The sequence below is a fragment of the Pseudomonas sp. CGJS7 genome (assembly GCF_036961695.1).
The window spans coordinates 36,437-60,604 of the sequence record NZ_JBAMDI010000025.1 but is presented as its reverse complement, the minus strand read 5'-3'; the positions used below and the strand labels follow the sequence as shown (position 1 = coordinate 60,604).

The window sequence follows — 24,168 nt, the reverse complement described above, 5'->3', positions numbered from 1 at the left end:
CCCTAATCGAGGGTGACCAAGCATGCAAGAAAGCGTGATGCAGCGCATGTGGGATAGCGCCCACCTTTCAGGTGGTAACGCTGCATATGTGGAAGAGCTCTACGAGCTCTACCTGCACGACCCTAACGCTGTGCCAGAAGAGTGGCGCACTTACTTCCAGAAGTTGCCAGCCGACGGCAGCACCGCTACTGATGTATCGCACTCGACAATCCGCGACCATTTCGTACTGCTGGCAAAGAACCAGCGCCGCGCCCAACCGGTTTCCGCCGGGAGCGTGAGCAGTGAACACGAGAAGAAGCAGGTTGAAGTTCTGCGACTGATCCAGGCCTATCGTATGCGCGGCCATCAGGCTGCCAAGCTCGACCCGTTGGGGTTGTGGCAGCGCCCTGCGCCCGTAGACCTGTCGATCAATCACTACGGCTTGACCAATGCCGATCTTGATACGACCTTCCGTGCCGGCGACCTGTTCATCGGCAAAGAGGAGGCGAGCCTACGCGACATCTTCGATGCACTCCAGAAGACATATTGTCGCACCATTGGCGCCGAATTCACCCACATCGTCGATTCCGAGCAGCGCAGCTGGTTCCAGCAGCGCCTGGAAAGCGTGCGCGGCCGTCCGGAATTTTCCGCTGACGTGCAGGCCCACCTGCTCGAGCGCGTGACCGCCGGTGAGGGCCTGGAAAAGTACCTGGGCACCAAGTACCCGGGCACCAAGCGTTTCGGCCTTGAAGGCGGCGAGAGCCTGATTCCGATGCTGGATGAAATGATCCAGCGTTCCGGTTCTTACGGCGCCAAGGAGGTCGTGATCGGCATGGCCCACCGTGGCCGTCTGAACGTGCTGGTAAACACCTTCGGCAAGAACCCGCGCGAGCTGTTCGACGAGTTCGAAGGCAAGAAGATGAACGAGTTGGGCTCCGGTGACGTGAAGTATCACCAGGGCTTCTCTTCGAACGTGATGACCCCGGGTGGCGAAGTGCACCTGGCCATGGCGTTCAACCCGTCCCACCTGGAAATCGTTTCGCCGGTGGTCGAGGGTTCGGTGCGCGCCCGTCAGGACCGCCGCAACGATACCGTTGGCGACAAGGTGCTGCCGATCTCGATCCACGGCGACGCTGCGTTCGCTGGCCAGGGCGTGGTCATGGAAACCTTCCAGATGTCGCAGACCCGCGGTTTCAAGACCGGCGGTACCGTGCACATCGTGATCAACAACCAGGTTGGTTTCACCATCAGCAACCCGCTGGATGCGCGCTCCACCGAGTACGCGACCGACGTTGCCAAGATGATCCAGGCACCGATCCTGCACGTGAACGGCGATGACCCGGAAGCCGTGCTGTTCGTCACCCAGCTGGCCATCGACTACCGCATGCAGTTCAAGCGTGACGTGGTCATCGACCTGGTCTGCTACCGTCGCCGTGGCCACAACGAGGCTGACGAGCCTAACGGCACCCAGCCGCTGATGTACCAGCAAATCAGCAAGCAGCGCACTACCCGTGAGCTGTATGCCGAGCAGCTGATCCAGGCCGGTCGCATCGACGCCGAGCGCGCTCAGGCCAAGATCGACGAGTACCGCAACGCGCTGGACAATGGCCTGCACGTGGTGAAAAGCCTGGTCAAGGAGCCGAACCGCGAGCTGTTCGTCGACTGGCGTCCGTACCTGGGCCATGCCTGGACCGCGCGTCACGACACCCGTTTCGACCTCAAGACCCTGCAGGATCTGTCGGCCAAGCTGCTCGAGCTGCCGGAAGGTTTCGTGGTCCAGCGTCAGGTGTCGAAGATCTACGAAGACCGTCAGAAGATGCAGGCCGGTGGCTTGCCGATCAACTGGGGTTATGCAGAGACCATGGCTTACGCCACCCTGCAGTTCGAAGGTCACCCGATCCGCATGACCGGCCAGGACATCGGCCGTGGCACCTTCTCGCACCGTCACGCGGTGCTGCACAACCAGAAGGACGCCAGCACCTACATTCCGTTGCAGAACCTGTTCCCAGGCCAGCCACGTTTCGATCTGTACGATTCGTTCTTGTCCGAGGAGGCGGTACTGGCCTTCGAATACGGCTACTCCACCACCATGCCGAACGCGCTGGTGATCTGGGAAGCCCAGTTCGGCGACTTCGCCAACGGTGCGCAAGTGGTGATCGACCAGTTCATCACCAGTGGTGAGCACAAGTGGGGCCGTCTGTGTGGCCTGACCATGCTGCTGCCACACGGCTATGAAGGGCAGGGGCCGGAGCACTCCTCCGCGCGTCTGGAGCGTTACCTGCAGCTGTGCGCCGAGCACAACATCCAGGTCTGCGTACCGACGACGCCGGCACAGATTTACCACCTGCTGCGTCGCCAGGTCATTCGCCCGCTGCGCAAGCCGCTGGTCGTCCTGACGCCGAAGTCGTTGCTGCGCCACAAGCTGGCCATCTCGACCCTGGAAGACCTGGCAGAAGGCTCGTTCCAGACCGTGATCCCGGAAATCGACGCAATCGATCCGGCCAAGGTCGAGCGTCTGGTGCTGTGCAGCGGCAAGGTCTACTACGACCTGCTGGAAAAACGCCGTGCCGAAGGCCGCGAAGACATCGCCATCCTGCGTATCGAGCAGCTGTATCCGTTCCCTGAGGACGATCTGGTCGAAATCCTCGCCCCTTACACCAATCTCAAGCATGCGGTCTGGTGTCAGGAAGAGCCGATGAACCAGGGCGCCTGGTACAGCAGCCAGCACCACATGCGCCGTATCCTGGGCCGCCACAACAAGGCACTGGTCCTGGAATACGCCGGTCGCGACGCTTCTGCCGCGCCAGCCTGTGGTTACGCTTCGAAGCACGCCGAACAGCAGGAAAAACTGCTGCAAGACGCCTTCACTGTCTAACGCCTTCGCGCACCTGAAACCGAATTTAAGGAAACACAGATAATGGCTATCGAGATCAAAGCCCCAACCTTCCCGGAATCGGTTGCCGATGGCACCGTTGCCACCTGGCACAAGAAGCCGGGCGAAGCCGTCAAGCGTGACGAGCTGATCGTCGACATCGAGACTGACAAGGTTGTCCTGGAAGTACTGGCTACTGCCGATGGCGTGCTCGGCGACATCGTCAAGGGCGAGGGCGACACCGTCCTGTCCGACGAATTGCTGGGTTCGATCGTTGAGGGCGGTGCTGCCGCTGCGCCTGCCGCGGCAGCCGCACCTGCAGCTGCTCCGGCTGCTGCCAGCGCTGATGCTGGCGAAGATGACCCGATCGCTGCCCCGGCTGCGCGCAAGCTGGCTGAAGAAAACGGCATCGACCTGGCTACCGTTGCAGGTACCGGTAAAGGCGGTCGCGTCACCAAGGAAGACGTGGTTGCTGCTGTTGCCAAGAAGAAGTCGGCACCTGCCGCTGCACCGGCTGCCAAGCCTGCCGCTGCTGCCGCTGCCCCGGTTGTCGTCGCCGCTGGCGACCGTACCGAGAAGCGCGTGCCGATGACCCGCCTGCGTGCCAAGATCGCCGAGCGCCTGGTCGAAGCCCAGTCGAACATGGCGATGCTGACCACCTTCAACGAAGTGGACATGACCGAAGTCATGGCCCTGCGTTCGAAGTACAAGGACCTGTTCGAGAAGACCCACAATGGCGTGCGCCTGGGCTTCATGTCGTTCTTCGTCAAGGCTGCTACCGAAGCGCTGAAACGCTTCCCGGCTGTCAACGCCTCGATCGACGGCAACGACATCGTCTACCACGGCTTCGCCGACGTCGGTGTTGCCGTGTCCAGCGACCGTGGCCTGGTGGTGCCGGTGCTGCGTAACGCCGAGTCGATGAGCCTGGCTGAAATCGAGAACGGCATCGCTACCTTCGGCAAGAAGGCCCGTGACGGCAAACTGTCCATCGAAGAGATGACCGGTGGCACCTTCACCATCACCAACGGTGGCACCTTCGGTTCGATGATGTCGACCCCGATCGTCAACCCGCCGCAGGCCGCCATTCTCGGCATGCACAACATCATCCAGCGCCCGATGGCCATCAATGGCCAGGTCGTGATTCGCCCGATGATGTACCTGGCGCTGTCGTACGATCACCGCCTGATCGACGGCAAGGAAGCGGTAACCTTCCTGGTCACTATCAAGAACCTGCTGGAAGATCCGTCCCGCCTGCTGCTGGACATCTAACCCTCTGGCTGCGTACCGTGCCGGGCCTGGCTTCGCAAGAAGCCAGGCCGCGCGGTTCGCGGCTTGTAGCTTGTAGCTGATAAGGAATCTTTTATGACCCAGAAATTCGACGTAGTGGTAATCGGTGCAGGCCCAGGCGGCTATGTGGCTGCCATCAAGGCTGCCCAACTTGGTCTGAAGACTGCCTGTATCGAGAAGTACACCGACGCCGAGGGCAAACTGGCCCTGGGCGGCACCTGCCTGAACGTAGGTTGCATTCCTTCCAAGGCGCTGCTGGACAGCTCCTGGAAGTACAAGGAAGCCAAAGAGAGCTTCAACGTCCACGGTATCTCCACTGGCGAAGTGAAGATGGACGTCGCCGCGATGGTTGGCCGCAAGGCCGGCATCGTCAAGAACCTGACCGGTGGCGTTGCCACCCTGTTCAAGGCCAACGGCGTCACTTCGATCCAGGGCCACGGCAAGCTGCTGGCCGGCAAGAAGGTCGAAGTCACCAAGGCTGACGGCACCACCGAAGTCATCGAAGCCGAGAACGTGATCCTGGCTTCCGGCTCGCGCCCGATCGACATTCCGCCGGCCCCGGTCGACCAGAATGTCATCGTCGACTCCACCGGCGCCCTGGAATTCCAGGCCGTACCGAAGCGCCTGGGCGTTATCGGTGCAGGCGTGATCGGCCTGGAGCTGGGCTCGGTATGGGCTCGCCTGGGTGCTGAAGTGACCGTCCTGGAAGCCCTGGACACCTTCCTGATGGCTGCCGACACCGCCGTGTCGAAAGAAGCCCAGAAGACCCTGACCAAGCAAGGCCTGGACATCAAGCTGGGCGCTCGCGTCACCGGCTCGAAAGTCAACGGCAATGAAGTCGAAGTGACCTACACCAACGCCGAAGGCGAGCAGAAGATCACCTTCGACAAGCTGATTGTTGCAGTCGGTCGTCGCCCGGTGACCACCGATCTGCTGGCTTCCGACAGCGGCGTGACCATCGACGAGCGTGGCTACATCTTCGTCGACGATTACTGCGCCACCAGCGTTCCGGGCGTGTACGCCATCGGTGACGTGGTACGCGGTATGATGCTGGCCCACAAGGCTTCGGAAGAGGGCATCATGGTCGTCGAGCGCATCAAGGGCCACAAGGCCCAGATGAACTACGACCTGATCCCGTCGGTCATCTACACCCACCCGGAAATCGCGTGGGTCGGCAAGACCGAACAGGCCTTGAAGGCCGAGGGCGTTGAGGTTAACGTGGGCACCTTCCCGTTCGCGGCCAGCGGCCGTGCGATGGCTGCCAACGACACCGGTGGTTTCGTCAAGGTCATCGCCGATGCCAAGACCGACCGCGTTCTGGGTGTTCACGTGATTGGCCCATCGGCTGCCGAACTGGTGCAGCAGGGCGCAATCGCAATGGAATTCGGCACCAGTGCCGAGGATCTGGGCATGATGGTCTTCAGCCATCCAACCCTGTCCGAAGCGTTGCATGAAGCAGCGCTGGCGGTGAATGGCGGCGCCATTCACGTGGCCAACCGTAAGAAGCGTTAATTATAAGAAACCACGGCGGGCTGCCCGTCGTGAGTCTTGCGTGCATGACTCACCGCGGAAAGTCCGCCGGACCGGATCACACGGGAAACCCGGGGTCAACGGTCACAGGTGGTGCGGCGCCACTGATGGCGCAGCGCCGAAGCGCAGTACCTAACGAAGACGGTAAAAAGCATGAATCTTCACGAGTATCAGGGTAAGCAGCTGTTCGCTGAGTACGGCCTGCCAGTTTCCAAGGGTTTCGCAGTCGACACCCCTGAGCAAGCTGCAGAAGCCTGCGACAAGATCGGCGGGAACGAGTGGGTTGTAAAAGCCCAGGTTCACGCGGGTGGTCGCGGTAAAGCGGGCGGCGTAAAGCTGGTTCGCAGCAAGGAAGACGCCAAGGCGTTCGCTGCACAGTGGTTGGGCAAGAATCTGGTTACCTACCAGACCGATGCCAACGGTCAACCCGTCTCCAAGATTCTGGTCGAATCCTGCACTGACATCGCCAAAGAGCTGTACCTGGGCGCTGTAGTCGATCGTTCGAGCCGCCGTATCGTGTTCATGGCTTCCACCGAAGGTGGCGTGGACATCGAGAAAGTCGCTCACGAAACGCCTGAGAAAATCCTCAAGGCCACCATCGACCCACTGGTTGGCGCTCAGCCGTTCCAGGGTCGCGAGCTGGCTTTCCAGCTGGGCCTTGAAGGCAAGCAAGTTCAACAGTTCGCCAAGATCTTCGTTGGTCTGGCCAAGCTGTTCAAGGATCATGACCTGGCGCTGCTGGAAGTGAACCCGCTGGTGATCAAGGCCGATGGCGACCTGCACTGCCTCGATGCCAAGATCAACATCGACGCCAACGCCATGTACCGTCAGCCGAAGCTGAAAACCTTCCACGACCCGTCGCAGGACGACGCCCGTGAAGCCCACGCTGCCAAGTTCGAACTGAACTACGTTGCCCTTGAAGGCAACATCGGCTGCATGGTCAACGGTGCCGGCCTGGCCATGGGTACCATGGACATCGTCAACCTGCACGGCGGCAAGCCGGCCAACTTCCTCGACGTTGGCGGTGGTGCTACCAAAGAGCGCGTTACCGAAGCGTTCAAGATCATTCTGTCCGACAGCAATGTCGCGGCCGTTCTGGTCAACATCTTCGGCGGCATCGTTCGCTGCGACATGATTGCCGAAGGCATCATCGGTGCAGTGAAAGAAGTCGGCGTTAAAGTTCCGGTCGTCGTTCGCCTCGAAGGCAACAACGCCGAACTGGGCGCTAAAGTACTGGCAGAAAGCGGTTTGAACATCATTGCGGCAACCAGCCTGACCGACGCTGCTCAACAAGTTGTCAAAGCTGCGGAGGGCAAGTAATGAGCGTCCTGATCAATAAAGATACCAAAGTCATCTGCCAGGGCTTCACCGGCTCGCAGGGTACTTTCCACTCCGAACAGGCCATTGCCTACGGCACCAAGATGGTCGGCGGCGTAACCCCAGGCAAGGGTGGCACCACCCACCTGGGCCTGCCGGTGTTCAACACCGTCAAGGAAGCCGTGGAAGCGACCGGCGCTGACGCTTCGGTCATCTACGTACCGGCTCCGTTCTGCAAAGACTCGATCCTGGAAGCTGCCTTTGGCGGCATCAAGCTGATCGTCTGCATCACCGAAGGCATTCCTACCCTGGACATGCTGGATGCCAAGGTCAAGTGCGACGAGCTGGGCGTGACCCTGATCGGCCCTAACTGCCCAGGTGTCATCACCCCGGGCGAGTGCAAGATCGGCATCATGCCAGGCCACATCCACTTGCCAGGCAAGGTCGGTATCGTTTCGCGTTCCGGCACCCTGACCTACGAAGCTGTGAAGCAGACCACCGACGCCGGCTTCGGCCAGTCGACCTGCGTCGGCATCGGCGGTGACCCGATCCCGGGCTCCAACTTCATCGACATCCTGAAGCTGTTCCAGGAAGACCCGAAGACTGAAGCGATCGTCATGATCGGTGAGATCGGCGGTTCGGCTGAAGAAGAAGCTGCGGCCTACATCAAGGCCCACGTCACCAAGCCTGTCGTTTCCTACATCGCCGGTGTTACTGCACCTGCGGGCAAGCGCATGGGCCACGCTGGCGCCATCATCTCCGGCGGCAAGGGCACTGCGGACGAGAAGTTCGCCGCCCTGCAGGACGCGGGTGTGAAAACCGTGCGTTCCCTGGCTGACATCGGCAAGGCCCTGGCCGAGCTGACTGGCTGGGAAGCCAAGAAGTAATACTGCTACACCCCCCACGCGCACAGAGGCCACCTTCGGGTGGCCTTTGTCGTATGTGGGGTTCGCAGGAGCGGGTTTACCCGCGAAGAGGCCGGTGCTGGCAATAGAGATTCTTCGATAGGTTTGATAGGAATTTTCACGCAGACGAATGTTTCAATCCGAGGATAATACCTGCCGTCCTCGGTCACACAGACGACAAACATGTACGCACATCGGACAAGCAGCACTGTGCCAGTGCGTTTGACTGACAAACCAGTTACATTACGCGTTCACTCTGTGCCCGTACCCCAAAAGGGAACGACACGCTAAACGGGTCTGGCCTATCAAGCCGGGCAGCATTTCCCCTTACCCAAAGGGAAATCCCCTCTCGAATCCCGATTTCAGCAGTGTGGTACTACCTTAAATGAAAGTTCTCAAAGGCCAGGATATCCTGGCGCTTGGCTTTATGACGTTTGCGCTTTTCGTGGGTGCAGGCAATATCATCTTCCCGCCTATCGTCGGCCTGCAGTCTGGCCCGCACGTATGGATGGCGGCCTTGGGCTTCCTGGTCACTGCCGTGGGCCTGCCGGTCATCACGGTGGTCGCTCTGGCCAAGGTCGGTGGCGGCATGGATGCACTGAGCAGCCCGATCGGCAAGTTCTTCGGCGGCCTGCTGGCAGCCGTGTGCTACCTGTCGGTCGGCCCATTGTTCGCCACCCCGCGTACGGCCACCGTGTCGTTCGAAGTGGGCGTTGCACCGCTGACCGGTGAAAGCCCGCTGGCGCTGTTCATCTACAGCCTGGTGTACTTCATCGTCGTGCTGGCCGTGTCCATGTACCCTGGCAAGTTGCTCGACACCGTGGGCCGCTTCCTGGCACCGTTGAAGATCATTGCCCTGGCAGTACTGGGCATCGCTGCCTTCGCGCTGCCCGCCGGTAGCATTGGTGACGCACAGCCTGCCTATGCCGCCGCTGCGTTCTCCAAGGGCTTCTCCGATGGCTACCTGACCATGGATACCCTGGGTGCCCTGGTGTTCGGTATCGTCATTGTCAATGCCATTCGCTCGCGCGGTGTCGAGTCGCCGAGGCTGATTACCCGCTACGCCATCATCGCCGGCCTGATCGCCGGTGTCGGGCTGGCCCTGGTCTACATCAGCCTGTTCCGCCTGGGTGCCACCAGCCACGACATCGCGGCTGACGCCACCAACGGTGCGGCGGTGCTGCATGCCTACGTACAGCACACCTTCGGCTCCCTGGGCAGCGGCTTCCTCGCCGTGCTGATCGCGCTGGCCTGCCTGGTGACCGCGGTTGGCCTGACCTGTGCCTGCGCCGAGTACTTCAGCCAGATCCTGCCGCTGTCGTACCGCGCGCTGGTGGTGATCCTTGCCGGCTTCTCGCTGCTGATTTCCAACCTTGGCCTGACCAAGCTGATCATGTTCTCGATCCCGGTGCTCACCGCCATCTATCCGCCGTGCATCGTGGTGGTTGGCCTGAGCTTCGTGAAAGACCTGTGGAACTCGCCAACGCGCATCCTGGCGCCCGTGATGCTGGTCTCGCTGCTGTTCGGCATGGTCGATGCGATCAAGGGCAGCAGCCTTGCCCACGTGTTGCCAGACTTCATGGCGCACCTGCCATTGAGTGATGCCGGCATGGCCTGGCTGGTACCTTCGGTGGTGACCCTGGTGGGTGCCGTGGCCTGCGACCGCATGCTCGGCAAGCCGCGCGAGGCGCTGGCCTGACTGAACAAGTTGAAGCCTGAGGGCGGCACCGGCCACAAGCCGAAGGGTGCCCGCCAAGGGTGAAAACAAGAGAGCCCCGTATCCGAAAGGATGCGGGGCTTTTTGCTGTTTGCCGGTTTCGGCCTCTTCGCAACAGGTAATGCATTTTTCAGTGTGCAGGTGTGCCTTTTGCCGCTTGCCAGCGTCGAAATCCGGTCCCTATCCTTTAGGCACATGGCCCTTTCGGTAACCCTGCATGAACTTCATCCAAAGCAACCTCAACAACCTGCTGGCCATCGCCTGGTTCGCCCTGTGCTGGGGTGGCTATACCCGCTATGCGATCTGGAAGGGGCGCGACACCGCGTGCCTGGCCAGCGTGCTGCACTTGTACCGCGAAGACTGGATGCGCCGCATGCTGCTGCGCGACAACCGCATCGCCGATGCCAGCGTGATCGGTAACCTGGAGCGCAACGCTTCGTTCTTCGCCTCCAGCACCCTGATCATTCTGGCTGGCATCCTCACCGTGCTCGGTGCCTCCGACCGGGCACTGTCGTTGCTGGCCGACCTGCCGCTGGTTCAGCAAACATCCCAGGGCATGTCGGAGATCAAGCTGCTGTGCCTGGCCATGGTATTTGTCTATGCCTTCTTCACGTTCAGCTGGTGCATGCGCCAATACAACTTTGCCGCCGTGCTGGTGGGCTCGGCGCCGATGATCGGCGAACGGCTGGTCAATGAGCTGGAGCGCAAGGCATTCGCCTCCCGCGCGGCGCGGGTATTGTCGTTGGCGGCTAACCAGTTCAACCTGGGGCTGCGTTCGTATTACTTCGGCATGGCCATGTTGAGCTGGTTTATCAGCCCATGGTTGTTCATGGCGATGAGTGTGGGAGTAGTGCTGATTCTGTACCGTCGAGAGTTCCATTCGGATGTACTCGATGTGATGGTGTTCACACCGACCGAAAGTGTACTGTCGGAGCCGGCCAAGGAAAGCTCGGTTGTTTCCAACTGAAACGATTAATCGAAAGTTCGCAGGCACAAAAAAACCCGACATCGTCGGGTTTTTTTGTTTTAGCCAATTACTGCTTGGCAGGTTCTGCCGGTGTAGTAGGAGCCGGAGTAGCCGGAGCGGCTTCTTCGGCAGCCTTCTGCTCGGCTTCGGCCTGATCTTTGGCAGCTTCGGCGTTTTCCTCGGCGGCTTCGTTCATCTTATCCTGAGCTTCACCCATTTTTTCCTGGGCTTGCTCGGCGTGTTGCTGTGCGTCCTGGGCTTTGTCTTCGCTCGCTTTATCGCAAGCAGCCAGGCCCATGGCAGCGGCCAGCATCAGAGCAAAAGCAAAAGGTTTACGCATGGGGGTGTTTCTCCTTGGTGGAATAAGTGACTTGTTCCTTCGAGTACAACTACGCGGAATAAGTTCAACGAAGATTACAGATATATAACGTCCCGTTCTACATGGACTTTTTAACGAATTTATGCCGCTGCCCTGCGGCCGATGGGAACAGCCGATGAGCGATTCAACCTTGATGGCAATGGCCGAGCGCTTTCTCTCGGCGTTAAAACATTGTCAGTTGTTGCAGATGCGCGTGGCGCAGGCTGATGGCGATGGCATGACCCTGGTCCTGCCGTGGTCGCCGGCGATTGTCGGCAACCCGCAAACCGGTGCCGTGCACGGCGGTGCGCTGACCACGCTGATGGACACTACCTGTGGCATGGCCACATTGTGTGTGCTGCCGCGCTTCGAAGTGTGCCCGACGTTGGACCTGCGCATCGACTACATGCACCCGGCTGAGGCCGGCAAGGACATCTACGGCCACGCCCAGTGCTACCGTGTTACCCGCGACGTGATCTTCACCCGTGGCACCGCCTACCAGGACGACCCCGACCAGCCCATCTGCCAGGTGGTGGGCACGTTCATGCGCCTGGGCCAGGACATCAAGGGCGGCATCCGTTTCGGCGACAGTCTGAAGGAGGGCAAGGCATGATTCCGCACGCGGTACGCCAACAGCTCAACGCCGCCCATGCGGTGGGCGACTATCGACCGTTGCTGGCACTGATTCCCTATGCCGGGCTGATCGGCATCGAATGCGAGCGTCAGGGCGATGACGTGTTGTTCCGCCTGCCGGCCAGCCCGGACAATATCGGCAACCCACTGCTACCGGCTATTCATGGCGGCGTGATCGCCGGCTTCATGGAGCTGTCGGCAGCGCTGTACCTGCTGATCTACAGCGAGAGCGCAAGCATTCCGAAGATCATCGACTTTTCCATCGACTACCTGCGCGCCGGCCATTTTCGCGATACCTACGCCCAGTGCCAGCTGTGGCGCCAGGGCCGGCGGGTGACCAACGTGGCCATCACCGCCTGGCAGGGCGACAGGCAGTCGCCGATTGCTACGGCCCGTGCGCATTTCAAGATCGAACCGGAAAAGCCCTTGAAATCATCCGGGCAGCCCCCATCTGCATGACATCCGCCGTTAACGCTGGCCGAACCGGCCGCCAGGCGCCAACGCCATCAGATCGGAGTTTCGAAGACCATGACTGTGGAAACACAAAAGGAAACGCTGGGCTTCCAGACCGAGGTGAAGCAACTGCTGCACCTCATGATTCACTCGCTGTACTCGAACAAGGAAATCTTCCTGCGGGAGCTGATTTCCAACGCTTCCGACGCCGCCGACAAGCTGCGTTTCGAAGCCCTGGCCAAGCCAGAGCTGTTCGAGGGCGATGCTGACCTGAAGATTCGCCTGAGCTTCGACAAGGACGCCGGTACCGTGACCCTCGAGGACAACGGCATCGGCATGAGCCGCGAAGACGTCATTGCCCACCTGGGCACCATCGCCAAGTCCGGCACTGCCGACTTCATGAAAAACCTCACCGGTGACCAGAAGAAGGACTCGCACCTGATCGGTCAGTTCGGCGTGGGCTTCTACTCCGCGTTCATCGTTGCCGACAAGGTCGACGTGTACAGCCGCCGTGCGGGCCAGCCAGCGGCCGAAGGTGTGCACTGGTCGTCGAAAGGCGAGGGCGAGTTCGAAGTCGCCACCATCGACAAACCACAGCGCGGTACCCGTATCGTCCTGCACCTGAAGAAGGACGAGCAGGAGTTCGCCGATGGCTGGCGCCTGCGCAACGTGGTCAAGAAGTACTCCGACCACATCGCCCTGCCGATTCAACTGCCGAAAGAGCAGGCCGCCGCCGAAGGTGAAGAGCAGCCGGCCGAAGAGTGGGAAACCGTCAACCGCGCCAGCGCCCTGTGGACCCGTTCGCGCACCGAGGTGAAGGACGAGGAGTACCAGGAGTTCTACAAGCACATCGGCCATGACTTCGAAAACCCGCTGGCCTGGAGCCACAACAAGGTCGAAGGCAAGCTCGAATACAACTCGCTGCTGTACGTGCCGGCCCGTGCGCCGTTCGACCTGTACCAGCGCGAAGCGCCACGCGGCCTGAAGCTGTACGTGCAGCGTGTGTTCATCATGGACCAGGCCGAGTCGTTCCTGCCGCTGTACCTGCGCTTCATCAAGGGTGTGGTCGATTCCAACGACCTGTCGCTGAACGTGTCGCGTGAAATCCTGCAGAAAGACCCGATCATCGATTCGATGAAGACCGCGCTGACCAAGCGCGTGCTGGACATGCTGGAGAAGCTGGCGAAGAACGAACCCGAGAAATACAAGGGCTTCTGGAAAAACTTCGGTCAGGTGCTGAAAGAAGGCCCGGCCGAAGACTTCGCCAACAAGGAGAAAATCGCCGGTCTGCTGCGCTTTGCGTCCACCCAGGACGACAGCGGCGAGCAGAGCGTCGCCCTGGCCGACTACCTGGCCCGCGCCAAGGAAGGTCAGGACAAGATCTATTACCTCACCGGCGAGTCGTACGCGCAGGTCAAGAACAGCCCGCACCTGGAAGTCTTCCGCAAGAAAGGCATCGAAGTGCTGCTGCTCACTGATCGCATCGACGAGTGGCTGATGAGCTACCTCAACGAATTCGACGGCAAGGCCTTTGTCGATATTGCCCGTGGCGACCTGGACCTGGGCAAGCTGGATTCGGAAGAAGACAAGAAAGCTCAGGAAGAAGTCGCCAAGGACAAGGAAGGTCTGGTCGAGCGACTGAAAGGTGCGCTGGGTGACAGCGTGGCCGAAGTGCGCGTCTCGCACCGCCTGACCGACTCGCCGGCGATCCTGGCCATTGGCGAGCAGGACCTGGGCCTGCAGATGCGCCAGATCCTGGAAGCCAGCGGGCAGAAAGTGCCGGAGTCCAAGCCGATCTTCGAGTTCAACCCGAGCCACCCGCTGATCGAGAAGCTGGATCACGAGCAGAGCGAAGACCGTTTCGCCGAGCTGTCGCACATCCTGTTCGATCAGGCGGCCCTGGCGGCTGGTGACAGCCTGAAGGACCCGGCGGCTTACGTTCGTCGCCTGAACAAGCTACTGGTCGAGCTGTCTGCTTGAGTTGATGCACAGCAAAGCCCGCTTCGGCGGGCTTTTTTATGACGAGTGCCAAAGGAGTGCTTGATGAGCAAAGTAATCGTCGAATCGCTGGTTTATCACCTGTCTGGCAAGACCTACGAAAGCCGTTTGGTCTATGAGCCGGGTGCGCTGGGCCGCCCAGGGCTGGTGATGGCGCCGAACTGGATGGGCATTGGTGAAGGTGCTGAGCGCATTGCCAAGGAAGTGGCCGAGAAGGGCTATGTGGTGCTGATCGCCGACCTGTACGGGCAATCGGTGCGCCCGTCCAATGCCGATGAGGCAGGCGTGGCGATGATGCCGCTGAAGAATGACCGTGGCGAACTGCGCAAGCGCATGCAGGAGGCCTTGGCGCAATTGCTGGGGCAGTCGAAGGCGTTGCTGGAGCCTGGCAAGGTGGCCACCTTCGGCTTCTGCTTCGGTGGCTGCTGTGCCTTGGAACTGGCCCGTAGCGGCGCTGACCTGCGTGCGGCCGTATCGTTCCACGGCACCCTGGACACGCCGAATCCTGAAGATGCCAAGCGCATCAAGGGCTCGGTGCTGGTGTTGCATGGTGCCTCTGATCCATTGGTGCCTAAAGAGCAGCTGCCGGCATTCGAAGACGAGATGAACGCAGCCAAGGTGGACTGGCAGTTGCTCAGTTATGGCGGCGCGGTGCACTCGTTTACCGACCCGAATGCCAATATGCCGGGCAAGATGCAGTATGACCGACGCACTTCCGAGCGAGCGTTCCGTTCGATGCATAATCTGCTGAGTGAAGTGTTCCAGCGTTGAGATTGCAGGGGGCTGCTTTGCAGCCCTTCGCGGGTGAACCCGCTCCTACGCGACGGCCTGCGCCCAATCACCAATGTGCGTTCACCCCCGATCAGGCGTAGGAGCGGGTTTACCCGCGAATACGGTAGCGGCGTCAACGGTGAACGGCGGGTGGAAATTGGCCGGCAGGTCCGGCCTCTTCGCGGGTAAACCCGCTCCTACACGACGGGCTGCGCCCAACCGTCGACCTGTGTCCACCCCCGATCACCGAGGTAACTCGATCCTCGAATGTTCCCCCGGCACCACCGGCCAATCCCCCGCAGCCCACCTGGCCCGAGCCCGCTCGATCAGCTCCGGGTCGCTGGCCACGAAATTCCAGTTCATCCGACGCGGCCCATCCAGCGGTGCGCCGCCAATCAGTACCAATTGGCATTCACCCTCCGCATACAACGTCACCTCTTCCCCCTCGGGCAGTACCACCAGGCTGCACGGTTCCACGTCTTCATCGTTCATCGTCAGCTCACCATCGAGCAGGTACAGCGCCCGCTGCACATGCTCATTCGGTACCAGCAAGGTGGTTGCCGGTTGCATCCGTACATGCGCATAAAGGGTAGGGGACAGCACCGGCACCGGCGACACCAGGCAGAACCCGCTGCCAGCAATCATGCAGATACGCACACCCAGGCTGTCACTGACGGGCAAGCTCGCGGCGGGGTGATGGCTGTAGCTTGCCGGGCCTTGCTCAAACTCGCGTGGCGATGCCAGCCATACCTGCAGCCCATGCAGGCGCGAGCCATGGGCCAGGGCATCTTCCGGGGTGCGCTCGACATGGGCGACGCCGCTGCCCGCAGTCATCCAGCTGACATCACCGGGCAGCACCCGCTGCGCCGAGCCGAGGCTGTCCTTGTGCAGGATTGCGCCTTCGAACAGGTAGGTCAGGGTCGACAAGCCGATATGCGGATGCTGGCGGATATCCATGCCATGCCCCGGGGCATAGTCTGTTTCGAGCATGTGGTCGAAGAACACGAACGGGCCGACGCTGCGGCACTGGGCTGACGGCAGCGGGCGCAGGATCGGCTGGCCCTCGACCGTCTCGGCTCGGGGGTGGATGACCAGTGGGCTGCTCATGGGGAAGGCTCCAGGCACGGTGGAAGTGCCTCAAGCATAGCGGTTTGCCCGCCGTGGCTGAACCGTCTTGGCGGCCGCCTGGTCTACTGGGTTCGTACTTGCAAGAGGAGGATGACCATGACCGCCAGAGCGCTGGCTTGTGTGCTGTTGTTCGGCTGGCTGTGCCAGGGGGCCCAGGCGCGCGAGTACCGCTACAGTGATGCCCACCTGCACTACGTGGACTTCTTCCAGGAAAGTGAAGGCATGCCGGCGCTGATCAAGGCCATGGATGCCGCAGGGGTTGAGCAGTCGATGATTTCAGGCATACCGGTGGCCAAGAAATGGCACGAAGACGAACCCAAGCGCCCGCGCTACTACGCCGGTGATGACGCTGATGCCTACTGGTACAGCGCCACTGATACTTACGTGGCGGCGGCGCTGCAGCAATTGCCAAGTGAGCAGCGCAAGCGCTTCCACCCGTTCCTCAGCGGTTTCAACCCGGTGGACAAGAATGCGGTCAGCCATATCGAGCGCATGCTCGATTTGTACCCGGGCCTTTGGCAGGGCATCGGCGAGGTGTTCACCCGACATGATGACCTGACAGCGCTGACCAGTGGCGACACGCCACGTGCCAATAATGAGGCCATGACGCGTATCTACCACCTGGCGGCCGAGCGCGACCTGCCCGTTCTGCTGCATTCCAACATCACCTCCAAGCGCGAGCGCAACCCGCTGTACCTGGCGGAGATCGAAGAGCCGCTGCGCAATCACCCGCATACGCGATTCATCTGGGCGCATGCGGGCAGCAGCATGGAGATACATCGCCACCAGACGCAGATGGACTTTCTACTGCCGGTGCTGACGCGATTGCTGGAGGACTACCCGAACCTGTATGTCGATTTGTCGTGGAGTGTGCTGCAGCCGTATTTGCTGGATGAGCAGGGCGCGCCGCGCAAGGAATGGCTGGCGCTGGTCGAGAAGTACCCGGAGCGGTTCATGCTGGGGTCGGATGTGGTGGGGCGGTTTGGCAGCCTGGGGGAGCAGATGCACGGGTTCAAGCCGTTTCTGGATGCCTTGCCGGAGTCGGTGGCGCACAAGGTGGCCCGGGAGAACTTTCTGGCGGTGTTGCCCAAGGCGCGCCATTAGCCTGCAATGGCCACAAGCACTGCAAATGACCTGTGTAGGAGCGGGTTTACCCGCGAAGAGGCCAGCACAGGCAACCCAAACAAAAACGCCCCGAACCAGTCGGGGCGTTTTCATTTACAGCAGCAGCGTCTTACTTGCCTTCCCAGCGCTTGAGCACCAGGGTGGCGTTGGTGCCGCCGAAGCCGAAGCTGTTGCTCATGACCGTGTCGATCTTGGCGTTTTCTTCGGTTTTACGCAGGATTGGCAAGTCGGCGACTTCCGCGTCCAGCTCGTCGATGTTGGCAGAGCCGGCGATGAAGTTGTTTTCCATCATCAGCAGGCAGTAGATCGCCTCGTGCACGCCGGCAGCGCCCAGCGAGTGACCCGACAGGCTCTTGGTGGAGCTGATCTTCGGAGCCTTGTCGCCGAACACGGCACGCACGCCCTTGATCTCGGCCACGTCACCGACCGGAGTCGAGGTACCGTGGGTATTCAGGTAGTCGATCGGGGTGTCGACAGTGGAGAGCGCCTGCTGCATGCAGCGGATGGCGCCTTCGCCGCTCGGTGCAACCATGTCGTAGCCGTCGGAAGTGGCACCGTAGCCAACGATTTCGGCGTAGATCTTGGCGCCGCGGGCCAGGGCGTGTTCCAGTTCCTCGACCACGACCATGCCGCCACCGCCAGCGATGACGAAACCATCACGGTCAGCGTCGTAGGCGCGCGAGGCCAGTTCCGGGGTTTCGTTGCGCTTGGTCGACAGGGCGCCCATGGCATCGAACAGGAACGACTGGCTCCAGTGCTCTTCTTCACCGCCACCGGCGAAGACGATGTCCTGCTTGCCCCACTGGATCTGCTCCAGTGCGGTACCGATGCAGTGAGCCGAGGTGGCGCAGGCCGACGAGATCGAGTAGTTGATGCCCTTGATCTTGAACGGGGTGGCCAGGCATGCCGAAACGGTGCTGCCCATGGTGCGGGTAACGCGGTATGGGCCGACGCGCTTGACGCCTTTCTCACGCAGGGTGTCCAGCGCTTCCATCTGGTTCAGGGTCGAGGCGCCGCCGGAACCCGCCACCAGGCCGGTACGCGGGTTGGAAACCTGCTCTTCGGTCAGGCCAGCGTCCTTGATCGCGTCCTGCATGGCCAGGTAGGCGTAGGCAGCCGCATGGCCGACGAAGCGGTAAACCTTGCGGTCGATCAGTTCTTCGAGGTTGAGGTCGATGGACCCGGAAACCTGGCTACGCAGCCCCATTTCCTTGTATTCCGGGTTGAAACGGATACCCGGACGGCTGTTGCGCAGGTTTTCGGTGACGGTAGCTTTGTCATTGCCCAGGCACGATACGATGCCCAGACCAGTGATAACGACGCGGCGCATGCGAATAACCCTTAGAAATTGTCAGTGGAGGTGAACACGCCGACCCGCAGGCCTTCGGCAGTGTAGATCTCGCGGCCGTCGACGCTGACCGAGCCATCGGCGATGGCCATGTTCAGCTTGCCCTTCAGGACGCGCTTGATGTGAATGTTGTACGTGACTTTCTTGGCTTCAGGCAGTACCTGGCCAAAGAATTTCACCTCGCCCGAACCCAGGGCGCGGCCACGGCCCGGCAGGCCCTGCCAGCCGAGGAAGAAGCCAACCAGCTGCCACATGGCGTCGAGGCCCAGGCAGCCCGGCATTACCGGATCGCCTTCGAAATGGCAGGCGAAGAACCACAGGTCCGGGTTGATATCCAGCTCGGCGACCAATTCACCTTTGCCGTACTTGCCGCCTTCTTCGCTGATATGGGTGATGCGATCGACCATCAGCATGTTCGGCGCGGGCAGTTGCGCATTACCTGGGCCGAACAGCTCACCGCGACTGCAGCGCAGCAGGTCTTCCCGAGTAAAGGCGTGTTGTTTGGTCATGCGAGCTCCTCAATAACCCCCTGCGGCAGGGGATGAATCTTCCCGGCCGGCCCGAAAACCAAGCGCTTCGAGACGGCAGCCTACAGGTAGACTATTGCGTTGTGGTGAAAGTCACAGCGCACCTGGTGAAAGAAGTACAGGTGTGCACTGAAACGTCTATTTTCAGGTCCGATGAAGGTCCTGTCCAGTGTTTAAGACTGCCGCACTTTAGCATTTATCGCCAGTCGCGGTTGTCTGACCGGGTAACCAGCGCTGCAGCACCTGCTGCAATTCGGTGCGGCGCAAGGGTTTGCTCAGGTAATCGTCCATACCGGCGGCCATGCAACGTTCACGGTCGCCCTGCAACGCGTTGGCGGTCAGGGCGATGATCGGTAGCCCGGCGCCGTTGGGCAACTGGCGGATGCGTCGGGTGGCTTCATAGCCGTCCAGGTGAGGTAGGCGGCAATCCATCAGCACGGCAGCAAAGCGCTGCCGGCCGACCAGCTCGACGGCTTCAAGGCCATCTTCTGCCGTGCATACTGCCAGCCCCAGGCTGCGCAGCATGGCTTCCACGACGCTCCGGTTGACCGGATTGTCCTCCACCAGCAGTACCTGATCATTGTCCGGCACCGTCGTTCGTACAGTCGTTGGCGGCGTCAACGGGACGGGGGCAGGGTTGGCAAGGGCCAACGGCATCTCCAGGGTGAAGGTCGAACCCAGGCCCTCACGGCTTTCACCGCGTAGCTTGCCGCCCATGCGCTCGGCCAGGGTACGAGCGATCGACAGCCCCAGCCCGGTGCCGCCATAACGACGGGAAATCGAGCTGTCGGCCTGCTGGAAGGCGACGAACATCATTTCCAGGCGGTCGCTGTCGATGCCGATGCCGGTGTCGCGCACGCTGCAGGTCAGCCAGATCAACTGCCGGTCGAGTACCTGCCAGCGTGCGTCGACTTGCACCTGGCCGCGTTCGGTGAACTTCAGGGCGTTGCCTATCAGGTTCAGCAGGATCTGGCGGATGCGCGTGGGGTCGCCGTTCACCTGCAGTTGCTCGATGCCGGCCGGCAGTTGCAGGTGCAGGCCCAGGCCGCGTTGCTGGGCGCTGTGCTGGAACGACTGGACACTGTTGGTGATCAGCTCGCCCAGGTTGAAGTCGATGTGCTCCAGCTGCAGCGCGGCGCGTTCGATGCGCGAGAAATCGAGGATGTCGTTGATGACCTTGAGCAAATGCCCGGTGGACTCGCTGGCCACTGCCGTGTAATCGGCCTGTTCACTGCTTAGCGGTGTGGTTTCCAGCAGTTGCAGCATGCCCAGCACGCCATTCATCGGGGTGCGCAACTCATGGCTCATCATCGCCAGGAAATCCGATTTGGCACGGTTGGCCTGTTCGGCCTCCTCGCGGGCCTGGATCAGTTCGGCGATGGCCTGCTTCTGTTCATCGCTGGCCTGCTCCAGGGCGCTGGCCAGGTTATTGATGTGGCGGGCCAAGTGGCCCAGCTCGCTGTCGTCGACGACCGGCAAGGGGGTGTTGTACTCGCCTTGCTGAATCGCCTTGACCGCGTGGCCCATGTCGCTGATCGGCTTGGCCAGGCTCAGGGCCAGGCGGCGTGCCAGCAAGAAGGTGAACAGCAGGGCGAACAACGCCAGGATCCCGGCCTTGATCACGATTTCCTGCTGGCGCTGACTGAAGGCGTCATCGGACATGCCGACGATCACGCGGCCCAGGTAGTCGTCACCGATGGCCGGGGTGGTGGCTTTGCCCTGTTGCAGGAAGTCGTTGTCCAGGCGGATTTGCTGCAGGCGAATGGGCGCCTGGAACACCTCGACCTGTTGCGCGCGGTTGGCACTTTCATCGGACTGCTCGACGTACACCAGGATGTGGTTGCGGCTGTCCTGCACTTCCAGAAAGCGCACGTGCGGGATGCTGAGGGTGGCACGCATCAGCCCTTCAAGCACTTCGTTGTTGCCCGAAATCACCCCATATTCCGACGCCGGTGCCAACTGGTTGGCGATCAGTTGCCCGGTGTGGTTGAGTTCCTGGCGCAGGTCCTGGATGCGTACGAAGGTAAAGAAGCTGATCAAGAGCAAGGTCAGTAGCAGCGCGGGGCCGAGACTGATGATCTGCGTGCGGGTATGAATGTCCCAGCTCAAGCGTTTGCTCATTGGGTGGGTTCTCCCTCGGCCAGGGCCTTGACGGCGGCGTTCTGATCGATTGGTTCAAGACCCAGGGCACGGGCCACCTGCTGGTTGCCACTGACGCCGTAACGCACCGGGTACAGGCTTCGCGGCCAGCGCGTCGGCGGCTGGTCGAGCAACTGGTCGAGCACCCACAGCCAGTCGTCCTGGTCGCTGTAGGTACTGGCCAGGGCGCCGGCGCGAACGAAGCCGGCGTTTGGGCCGATCAGTGCCATCTGCCGGCCATAACTGCTCAACAGCAGGTTCTTTGCAGTCTTGGAGTTGTACAAGTCAGGGTCGTCCAGGCCCAGGAGCACATCGCTGTTGCCCAGCAGGTGCTGCAGGGGCCTGTTGTCACGCGGGTCGGACCAGTCCTGGGCCACGATCTCCAGGCCTAGCGGCCGTGCAGCATGGCGCAGTTCGTCCAGCAGAAAGCTGCTGTGCTCGCCGTACAGCACGCCAATGCGCCTGGCCTGCGGCAACAGGTAACGTGCCAGGCGCAGTTGCCGTCCCAGCGGTGCGTCGCTCCACAGCAGTGTGAGGAACGCGGGGCGCGACTTTCCCAGGCGCTGTTCAGCCTGTACCCGGCTGACCCGCATGACCAGCGCCGGCGGGCCGGCGGTTTCCCCCAGGCGCCATTCCAGTGCTGCGTTGTCGAGCAGGATCAGGCGTTGGTCGGCTTTGAGCTTGCCTGGGCGCGGCAGGTTGGCGGTGGTTTGAAACTGCACATGATCGTGCGGCCGGCGGCTTTCCAGTGCGGCGATGAAGCTGCGGACACCGGGCTGGTCCTCAGCCCCAACCAGCAGGACTTCGCTGGCGGACAAAGGCCCCAACGGCCACAGGCAGAGCAGCAACAGGCGCAGCAGCAGGGCCATCAGAACTCCAGCTCCGCGCTCACGCTCAGGCGGTGACGGCTGTCGTAGCGGTTCTGCAGGGCCGAGGTGGGTTCATCGTCCAGGCGCTGCTGCCACAGCGCCGCCAGCTCCAGGTTGCTGCCATACACCCGAAAACGCTTGGCCAGGCGCAGGTCCAGACGCTCGTAGCGGTACTGGTTGAGGGCATCGTCGCCGTAGTAGAACAGCGCGCTCGACCAGCCGGCACCCCATTCGCGCATCCACCCGGCCGAGCCGCTGTTACGGGCGCTGAGGCGACGGTCGTCGGGGTTGCTGGCCCAGGCATCGACGTAGGCATAGGTCAGGCGCAGGCGGTCGCGCAGGGTGGGGCGCCAGTCCATTTGCGCCTCGCTGCCGCTGAAACGGGCCTTGTTGGCGTTGCTGGCGATGTACTGGTTGTTCCTCAGAGGCTCGCTGATCATGCCGGTGATCTCGTCATAGAACAGCTTCACATCCAGGCTCAGGTCGAGGTCGCTGAAGTAGCCGTTGTAGCCTAGCTCGCGCGAGCGCATGCGCTCCTGTTCAAGGTCGCCAGGGCCACGGGTCTTGACGAAGTACTCACCGTTTTGCAGGCCGAATGAATTGGGGGTGAGGTTCTTGACCGTGTAACTCCAGTTGACGTTGTTCTCGAACATGTCGGGCGAGCGCACCGCTTCGGAGTACACCGCACGCAGGCCGTGGCGCGGGGTGATCAGGTAGTTGACCGCCACGCGCGGGGTCAGCGAACTGCCAGACAGGCGCGAGTCTTCGAACATGGCCCCACCTTGCAGTATCCAGTGCTCGTCGGCCCGCCATTCCAGCTGGCCGAACAGGCGCCATGTCTGGTCGTCGATGCTGCCGTTGAAGTAGGTCTGCGAGTCGGCGCGATCATAGCGGTAGTTCATGCCACTGAGCAGACGCAGGCTGTCGGTCAGGCTCAGGGTGTCCTGGATTTCCAGGTCGTAGCGGGTTTCACGGGTGCTCTGATCGACATCGCCGCAGACCTGCTGCTTTCCACCCTCATCCCATTGTTGCTGCACTTTCTGCAGAAGCCCTTTCAGGGCAGGGTCGTCAGTGGAAAGGGGGGCGCCAGTCGCAATGCCGCGCGCCACTTTTTCGGCGAAGTCGGGGTTCATCTGCCAGAGCTGGGTCAGTTCGGGGCTGAACGACTGCAAGGCATCACAGGCGCGCCACACTTGCTGGCGATCAAAATGCTGGGCTGAGCCCTGGATATAAAGGCTGTGTTCAGCGCTGAAGTCCTTGGTCCAGCGCAACGAGCCCGCATAGTCCTTGGCGTTGACGTCGGCATTGTTCCCGGACTCGTACTGCTGGAACACCGGCTGGTAGGTGTAGGGCCGCTGATTGCTGCCTTCCTTGGCCGCCAGTTGCCACTCCAGGGTCTGGTCGACCGCCAGGTTGTGGTTGGCGCTGAGGTTGAAGCGGGTCAGGCGGCGGCTGTCGCGGTAGTCCTGGCCGAACTGGTTCTCATCGAAGCCGTCGTCCTGTTGGCCCGACAGCGACAGGCGCATGTCGCCACCGTCCCAACCCAAGCCGTGGCTGGCATAGAAGTCGTTGATACCGTCCTGGCCGCGTGTCACTTTCAGCCGCGTACCATGGCTGTCGGCGGGTTTGCGGGTGAGGATGTTGACCACCGCCATCAGCGCGTTGGCGCCATAGCTGACGGTATTCGGGCCGCGGAATACCTCGATGCGCTCGATATCCTCCATGGCCAAGGGGATGTCGCTCCAGTCCACCGTGGCCAGGCCTGCGCGGTATACCGAGCGGCCATCGATCAATACCTGCATGCGCCGTGCGTCGTTGACGTTGCTGCCGTGGTAGTTGACCGTGGGTTGATTACCGGCACCGTAGCCGATCATCATGCCCGGTACCAGGCGCAGCAGTTCGGGGATGTCACGGGCACCGCTGGCGCGAATCAGTTCGCTGTCGAGTACGGTCATGCTGCCCGGGACAGCGGCGGGGGATTGTTTCAGGCGTGTGGCGGTCAGAACCTGTGGCAGGTCGGTGTTGTCGATGAACAGGTCGTCGGCCACGGCCTGACCGCCGAGCAGGGCGGTCAATAACAGCAGGCGCGGGTACGGGGGCGTGCCAGGGAACACGGAGCGGCCTTTGTTTCAGGATTGAAACAGGCATGGTAACTGACCGTGGGGGTTTTGCCAGTGGGTGTCGGGCGTACGTCTTGAAAAGTACCGCGTGGCGGCGCTCGATCTCGACGGCTCCGAAAATGCCA

Annotated in this window: 19 protein-coding genes; 12 read left to right on the top strand and 7 right to left on the bottom strand. The window is 61.5% G+C overall.

The annotated features are described in order from the left end of the window. The first annotated feature begins 22 nt into the window (after positions 1-22). The 7 genes from V7787_RS17180 (at position 23) to V7787_RS17150 (ending at position 10,574) form a co-directional block, all read left to right on the top strand. A complete protein-coding gene (locus V7787_RS17180) occupies positions 23-2,854 on the top strand; it encodes a 2-oxoglutarate dehydrogenase E1 component (protein ID WP_003254210.1) in 2,832 nt (943 codons plus the stop codon). Between the two features lie 42 nt (positions 2,855-2,896). Next, a complete protein-coding gene (odhB, locus tag V7787_RS17175) occupies positions 2,897-4,120 on the top strand; it encodes a 2-oxoglutarate dehydrogenase complex dihydrolipoyllysine-residue succinyltransferase (protein WP_064493140.1) in 1,224 nt (407 codons plus the stop codon). A 93-nt stretch (positions 4,121-4,213) separates the two neighbouring features. Beyond that, on the top strand, positions 4,214-5,650 hold the full coding sequence (gene lpdA, locus V7787_RS17170) for a dihydrolipoyl dehydrogenase (RefSeq protein ID WP_010954949.1): 1,437 nt from the start codon (positions 4,214-4,216) through the stop codon (positions 5,648-5,650). Between the two features lie 171 nt (positions 5,651-5,821). Next, the gene (sucC, locus tag V7787_RS17165; RefSeq protein ID WP_003254205.1) at positions 5,822-6,988 is read left to right on the top strand and encodes an ADP-forming succinate--CoA ligase subunit beta; all 1,167 of its coding nucleotides are present in this window, start codon (positions 5,822-5,824) and stop codon (positions 6,986-6,988) included. Beyond that, on the top strand, positions 6,988-7,872 hold the full coding sequence (gene sucD / locus V7787_RS17160; protein ID WP_003254203.1) for a succinate--CoA ligase subunit alpha: 885 nt from the start codon (positions 6,988-6,990) through the stop codon (positions 7,870-7,872). Before sucC ends, sucD begins: the two co-directional genes overlap by 1 nt. A gap of 403 nt (positions 7,873-8,275) precedes the next feature. Continuing rightward, a complete protein-coding gene (brnQ, locus tag V7787_RS17155; protein ID WP_010954948.1) occupies positions 8,276-9,589 on the top strand; it encodes a branched-chain amino acid transport system II carrier protein in 1,314 nt (437 codons plus the stop codon). Positions 9,590-9,824: 235 nt separating this feature from the next. Then, on the top strand, positions 9,825-10,574 hold the full coding sequence (locus tag V7787_RS17150) for a DUF599 domain-containing protein (protein ID WP_010954947.1): 750 nt from the start codon (positions 9,825-9,827) through the stop codon (positions 10,572-10,574). 67 nt (positions 10,575-10,641) lie between these two features. Here the strand turns inward: V7787_RS17150 and V7787_RS17145 are convergent, their stop codons facing one another. Further along, positions 10,642-10,914 carry a hypothetical protein gene (locus tag V7787_RS17145; RefSeq protein WP_019437947.1) on the bottom strand — a complete coding sequence of 91 codons (273 nt, stop codon included), beginning with the start codon at positions 10,912-10,914 and terminating at the stop codon, positions 10,642-10,644. Between the two features lie 154 nt (positions 10,915-11,068). Between V7787_RS17145 and V7787_RS17140 the strand changes: the two genes are divergently transcribed. The 4 genes from V7787_RS17140 (at position 11,069) to V7787_RS17125 (ending at position 14,787) form a co-directional block, all read left to right on the top strand. Beyond that, complete coding sequence (locus tag V7787_RS17140; protein ID WP_010954945.1) at positions 11,069-11,545, top strand: PaaI family thioesterase; 477 nt, start codon at positions 11,069-11,071, stop codon at positions 11,543-11,545. Continuing rightward, on the top strand, positions 11,542-12,024 hold the full coding sequence (locus tag V7787_RS17135; RefSeq protein WP_003251519.1) for a PaaI family thioesterase: 483 nt from the start codon (positions 11,542-11,544) through the stop codon (positions 12,022-12,024). Before V7787_RS17140 ends, V7787_RS17135 begins: the two co-directional genes overlap by 4 nt. Positions 12,025-12,093: 69 nt before the next feature. After that, positions 12,094-13,998: a molecular chaperone HtpG gene (htpG, locus tag V7787_RS17130; protein ID WP_014590273.1), complete on the top strand. Its 1,905-nt coding sequence runs from the start codon at positions 12,094-12,096 to the stop codon at positions 13,996-13,998. Between the two features lie 63 nt (positions 13,999-14,061). Then, complete coding sequence (locus V7787_RS17125) at positions 14,062-14,787, top strand: dienelactone hydrolase family protein (RefSeq protein ID WP_010954943.1); 726 nt, start codon at positions 14,062-14,064, stop codon at positions 14,785-14,787. A 243-nt stretch (positions 14,788-15,030) separates the two neighbouring features. Here V7787_RS17125 and V7787_RS17120 read toward each other — a convergent pair whose 3' ends face one another. After that, entirely contained in the window at positions 15,031-15,894 is an 864-nt protein-coding gene (locus V7787_RS17120) for a pirin family protein (RefSeq protein WP_064493142.1), read from the bottom strand. Between the two features lie 117 nt (positions 15,895-16,011). Between V7787_RS17120 and V7787_RS17115 the strand changes: the two genes are divergently transcribed. Continuing rightward, on the top strand, positions 16,012-17,019 hold the full coding sequence (locus tag V7787_RS17115; RefSeq protein WP_336088751.1) for an amidohydrolase family protein: 1,008 nt from the start codon (positions 16,012-16,014) through the stop codon (positions 17,017-17,019). Positions 17,020-17,149: 130 nt separating this feature from the next. Here the strand turns inward: V7787_RS17115 and fabB are convergent, their stop codons facing one another. The 5 genes from fabB to V7787_RS17090 all read right to left on the bottom strand — a co-directional run bounded on the left by fabB (position 17,150) and on the right by V7787_RS17090 (position 24,037). After that, complete coding sequence (gene fabB, locus V7787_RS17110) at positions 17,150-18,370, bottom strand: beta-ketoacyl-ACP synthase I (RefSeq protein WP_010954940.1); 1,221 nt, start codon at positions 18,368-18,370, stop codon at positions 17,150-17,152. 11 nt (positions 18,371-18,381) lie between these two features. Next, positions 18,382-18,897, bottom strand: a complete 516-nt coding sequence (gene fabA, locus V7787_RS17105; protein ID WP_003251509.1) for a 3-hydroxyacyl-[acyl-carrier-protein] dehydratase FabA — start codon at positions 18,895-18,897, stop codon at positions 18,382-18,384. A 207-nt stretch (positions 18,898-19,104) separates the two neighbouring features. Further along, the gene (locus V7787_RS17100) at positions 19,105-21,036 is read right to left on the bottom strand and encodes an ATP-binding protein (protein ID WP_020191660.1); all 1,932 of its coding nucleotides are present in this window, start codon (positions 21,034-21,036) and stop codon (positions 19,105-19,107) included. Then, positions 21,033-21,923, bottom strand: a complete 891-nt coding sequence (locus tag V7787_RS17095; RefSeq protein WP_020191659.1) for an ABC transporter substrate-binding protein — start codon at positions 21,921-21,923, stop codon at positions 21,033-21,035. Before V7787_RS17095 ends, V7787_RS17100 begins: the two co-directional genes overlap by 4 nt. After that, positions 21,923-24,037, bottom strand: coding sequence for a TonB-dependent receptor plug domain-containing protein (locus tag V7787_RS17090; protein ID WP_064493145.1), 2,115 nt, complete (start codon positions 24,035-24,037; stop codon positions 21,923-21,925). Before V7787_RS17090 ends, V7787_RS17095 begins: the two co-directional genes overlap by 1 nt. Positions 24,038-24,168: the final 131 nt, after the last annotated feature.

Excerpts from the sequence above, each read along its gene's own strand:
- V7787_RS17180 (WP_003254210.1), top strand. The coding sequence starts at position 23 with ATGCAAGAAAGCGTGATGCAGCGCATGTGGGATAGCGCCCACCTTTCA.
- odhB (WP_064493140.1), top strand. The coding sequence starts at position 2,897 with ATGGCTATCGAGATCAAAGCCCCAACCTTCCCGGAATCGGTTGCCGAT.
- lpdA (WP_010954949.1), top strand. The coding sequence starts at position 4,214 with ATGACCCAGAAATTCGACGTAGTGGTAATCGGTGCAGGCCCAGGCGGC.
- sucC (WP_003254205.1), top strand. The coding sequence starts at position 5,822 with ATGAATCTTCACGAGTATCAGGGTAAGCAGCTGTTCGCTGAGTACGGC.
- sucD (WP_003254203.1), top strand. The coding sequence starts at position 6,988 with ATGAGCGTCCTGATCAATAAAGATACCAAAGTCATCTGCCAGGGCTTC.
- brnQ (WP_010954948.1), top strand. The coding sequence starts at position 8,276 with ATGAAAGTTCTCAAAGGCCAGGATATCCTGGCGCTTGGCTTTATGACG.
- V7787_RS17150 (WP_010954947.1), top strand. The coding sequence starts at position 9,825 with ATGAACTTCATCCAAAGCAACCTCAACAACCTGCTGGCCATCGCCTGG.
- V7787_RS17145 (WP_019437947.1), bottom strand. The coding sequence starts at position 10,914 with ATGCGTAAACCTTTTGCTTTTGCTCTGATGCTGGCCGCTGCCATGGGC.
- V7787_RS17140 (WP_010954945.1), top strand. The coding sequence starts at position 11,069 with ATGAGCGATTCAACCTTGATGGCAATGGCCGAGCGCTTTCTCTCGGCG.
- V7787_RS17135 (WP_003251519.1), top strand. The coding sequence starts at position 11,542 with ATGATTCCGCACGCGGTACGCCAACAGCTCAACGCCGCCCATGCGGTG.
- htpG (WP_014590273.1), top strand. The coding sequence starts at position 12,094 with ATGACTGTGGAAACACAAAAGGAAACGCTGGGCTTCCAGACCGAGGTG.
- V7787_RS17125 (WP_010954943.1), top strand. The coding sequence starts at position 14,062 with ATGAGCAAAGTAATCGTCGAATCGCTGGTTTATCACCTGTCTGGCAAG.
- V7787_RS17120 (WP_064493142.1), bottom strand. The coding sequence starts at position 15,894 with ATGAGCAGCCCACTGGTCATCCACCCCCGAGCCGAGACGGTCGAGGGC.
- V7787_RS17115 (WP_336088751.1), top strand. The coding sequence starts at position 16,012 with ATGACCGCCAGAGCGCTGGCTTGTGTGCTGTTGTTCGGCTGGCTGTGC.
- fabB (WP_010954940.1), bottom strand. The coding sequence starts at position 18,370 with ATGCGCCGCGTCGTTATCACTGGTCTGGGCATCGTATCGTGCCTGGGC.
- fabA (WP_003251509.1), bottom strand. The coding sequence starts at position 18,897 with ATGACCAAACAACACGCCTTTACTCGGGAAGACCTGCTGCGCTGCAGT.
- V7787_RS17100 (WP_020191660.1), bottom strand. The coding sequence starts at position 21,036 with ATGAGCAAACGCTTGAGCTGGGACATTCATACCCGCACGCAGATCATC.
- V7787_RS17095 (WP_020191659.1), bottom strand. The coding sequence starts at position 21,923 with ATGGCCCTGCTGCTGCGCCTGTTGCTGCTCTGCCTGTGGCCGTTGGGG.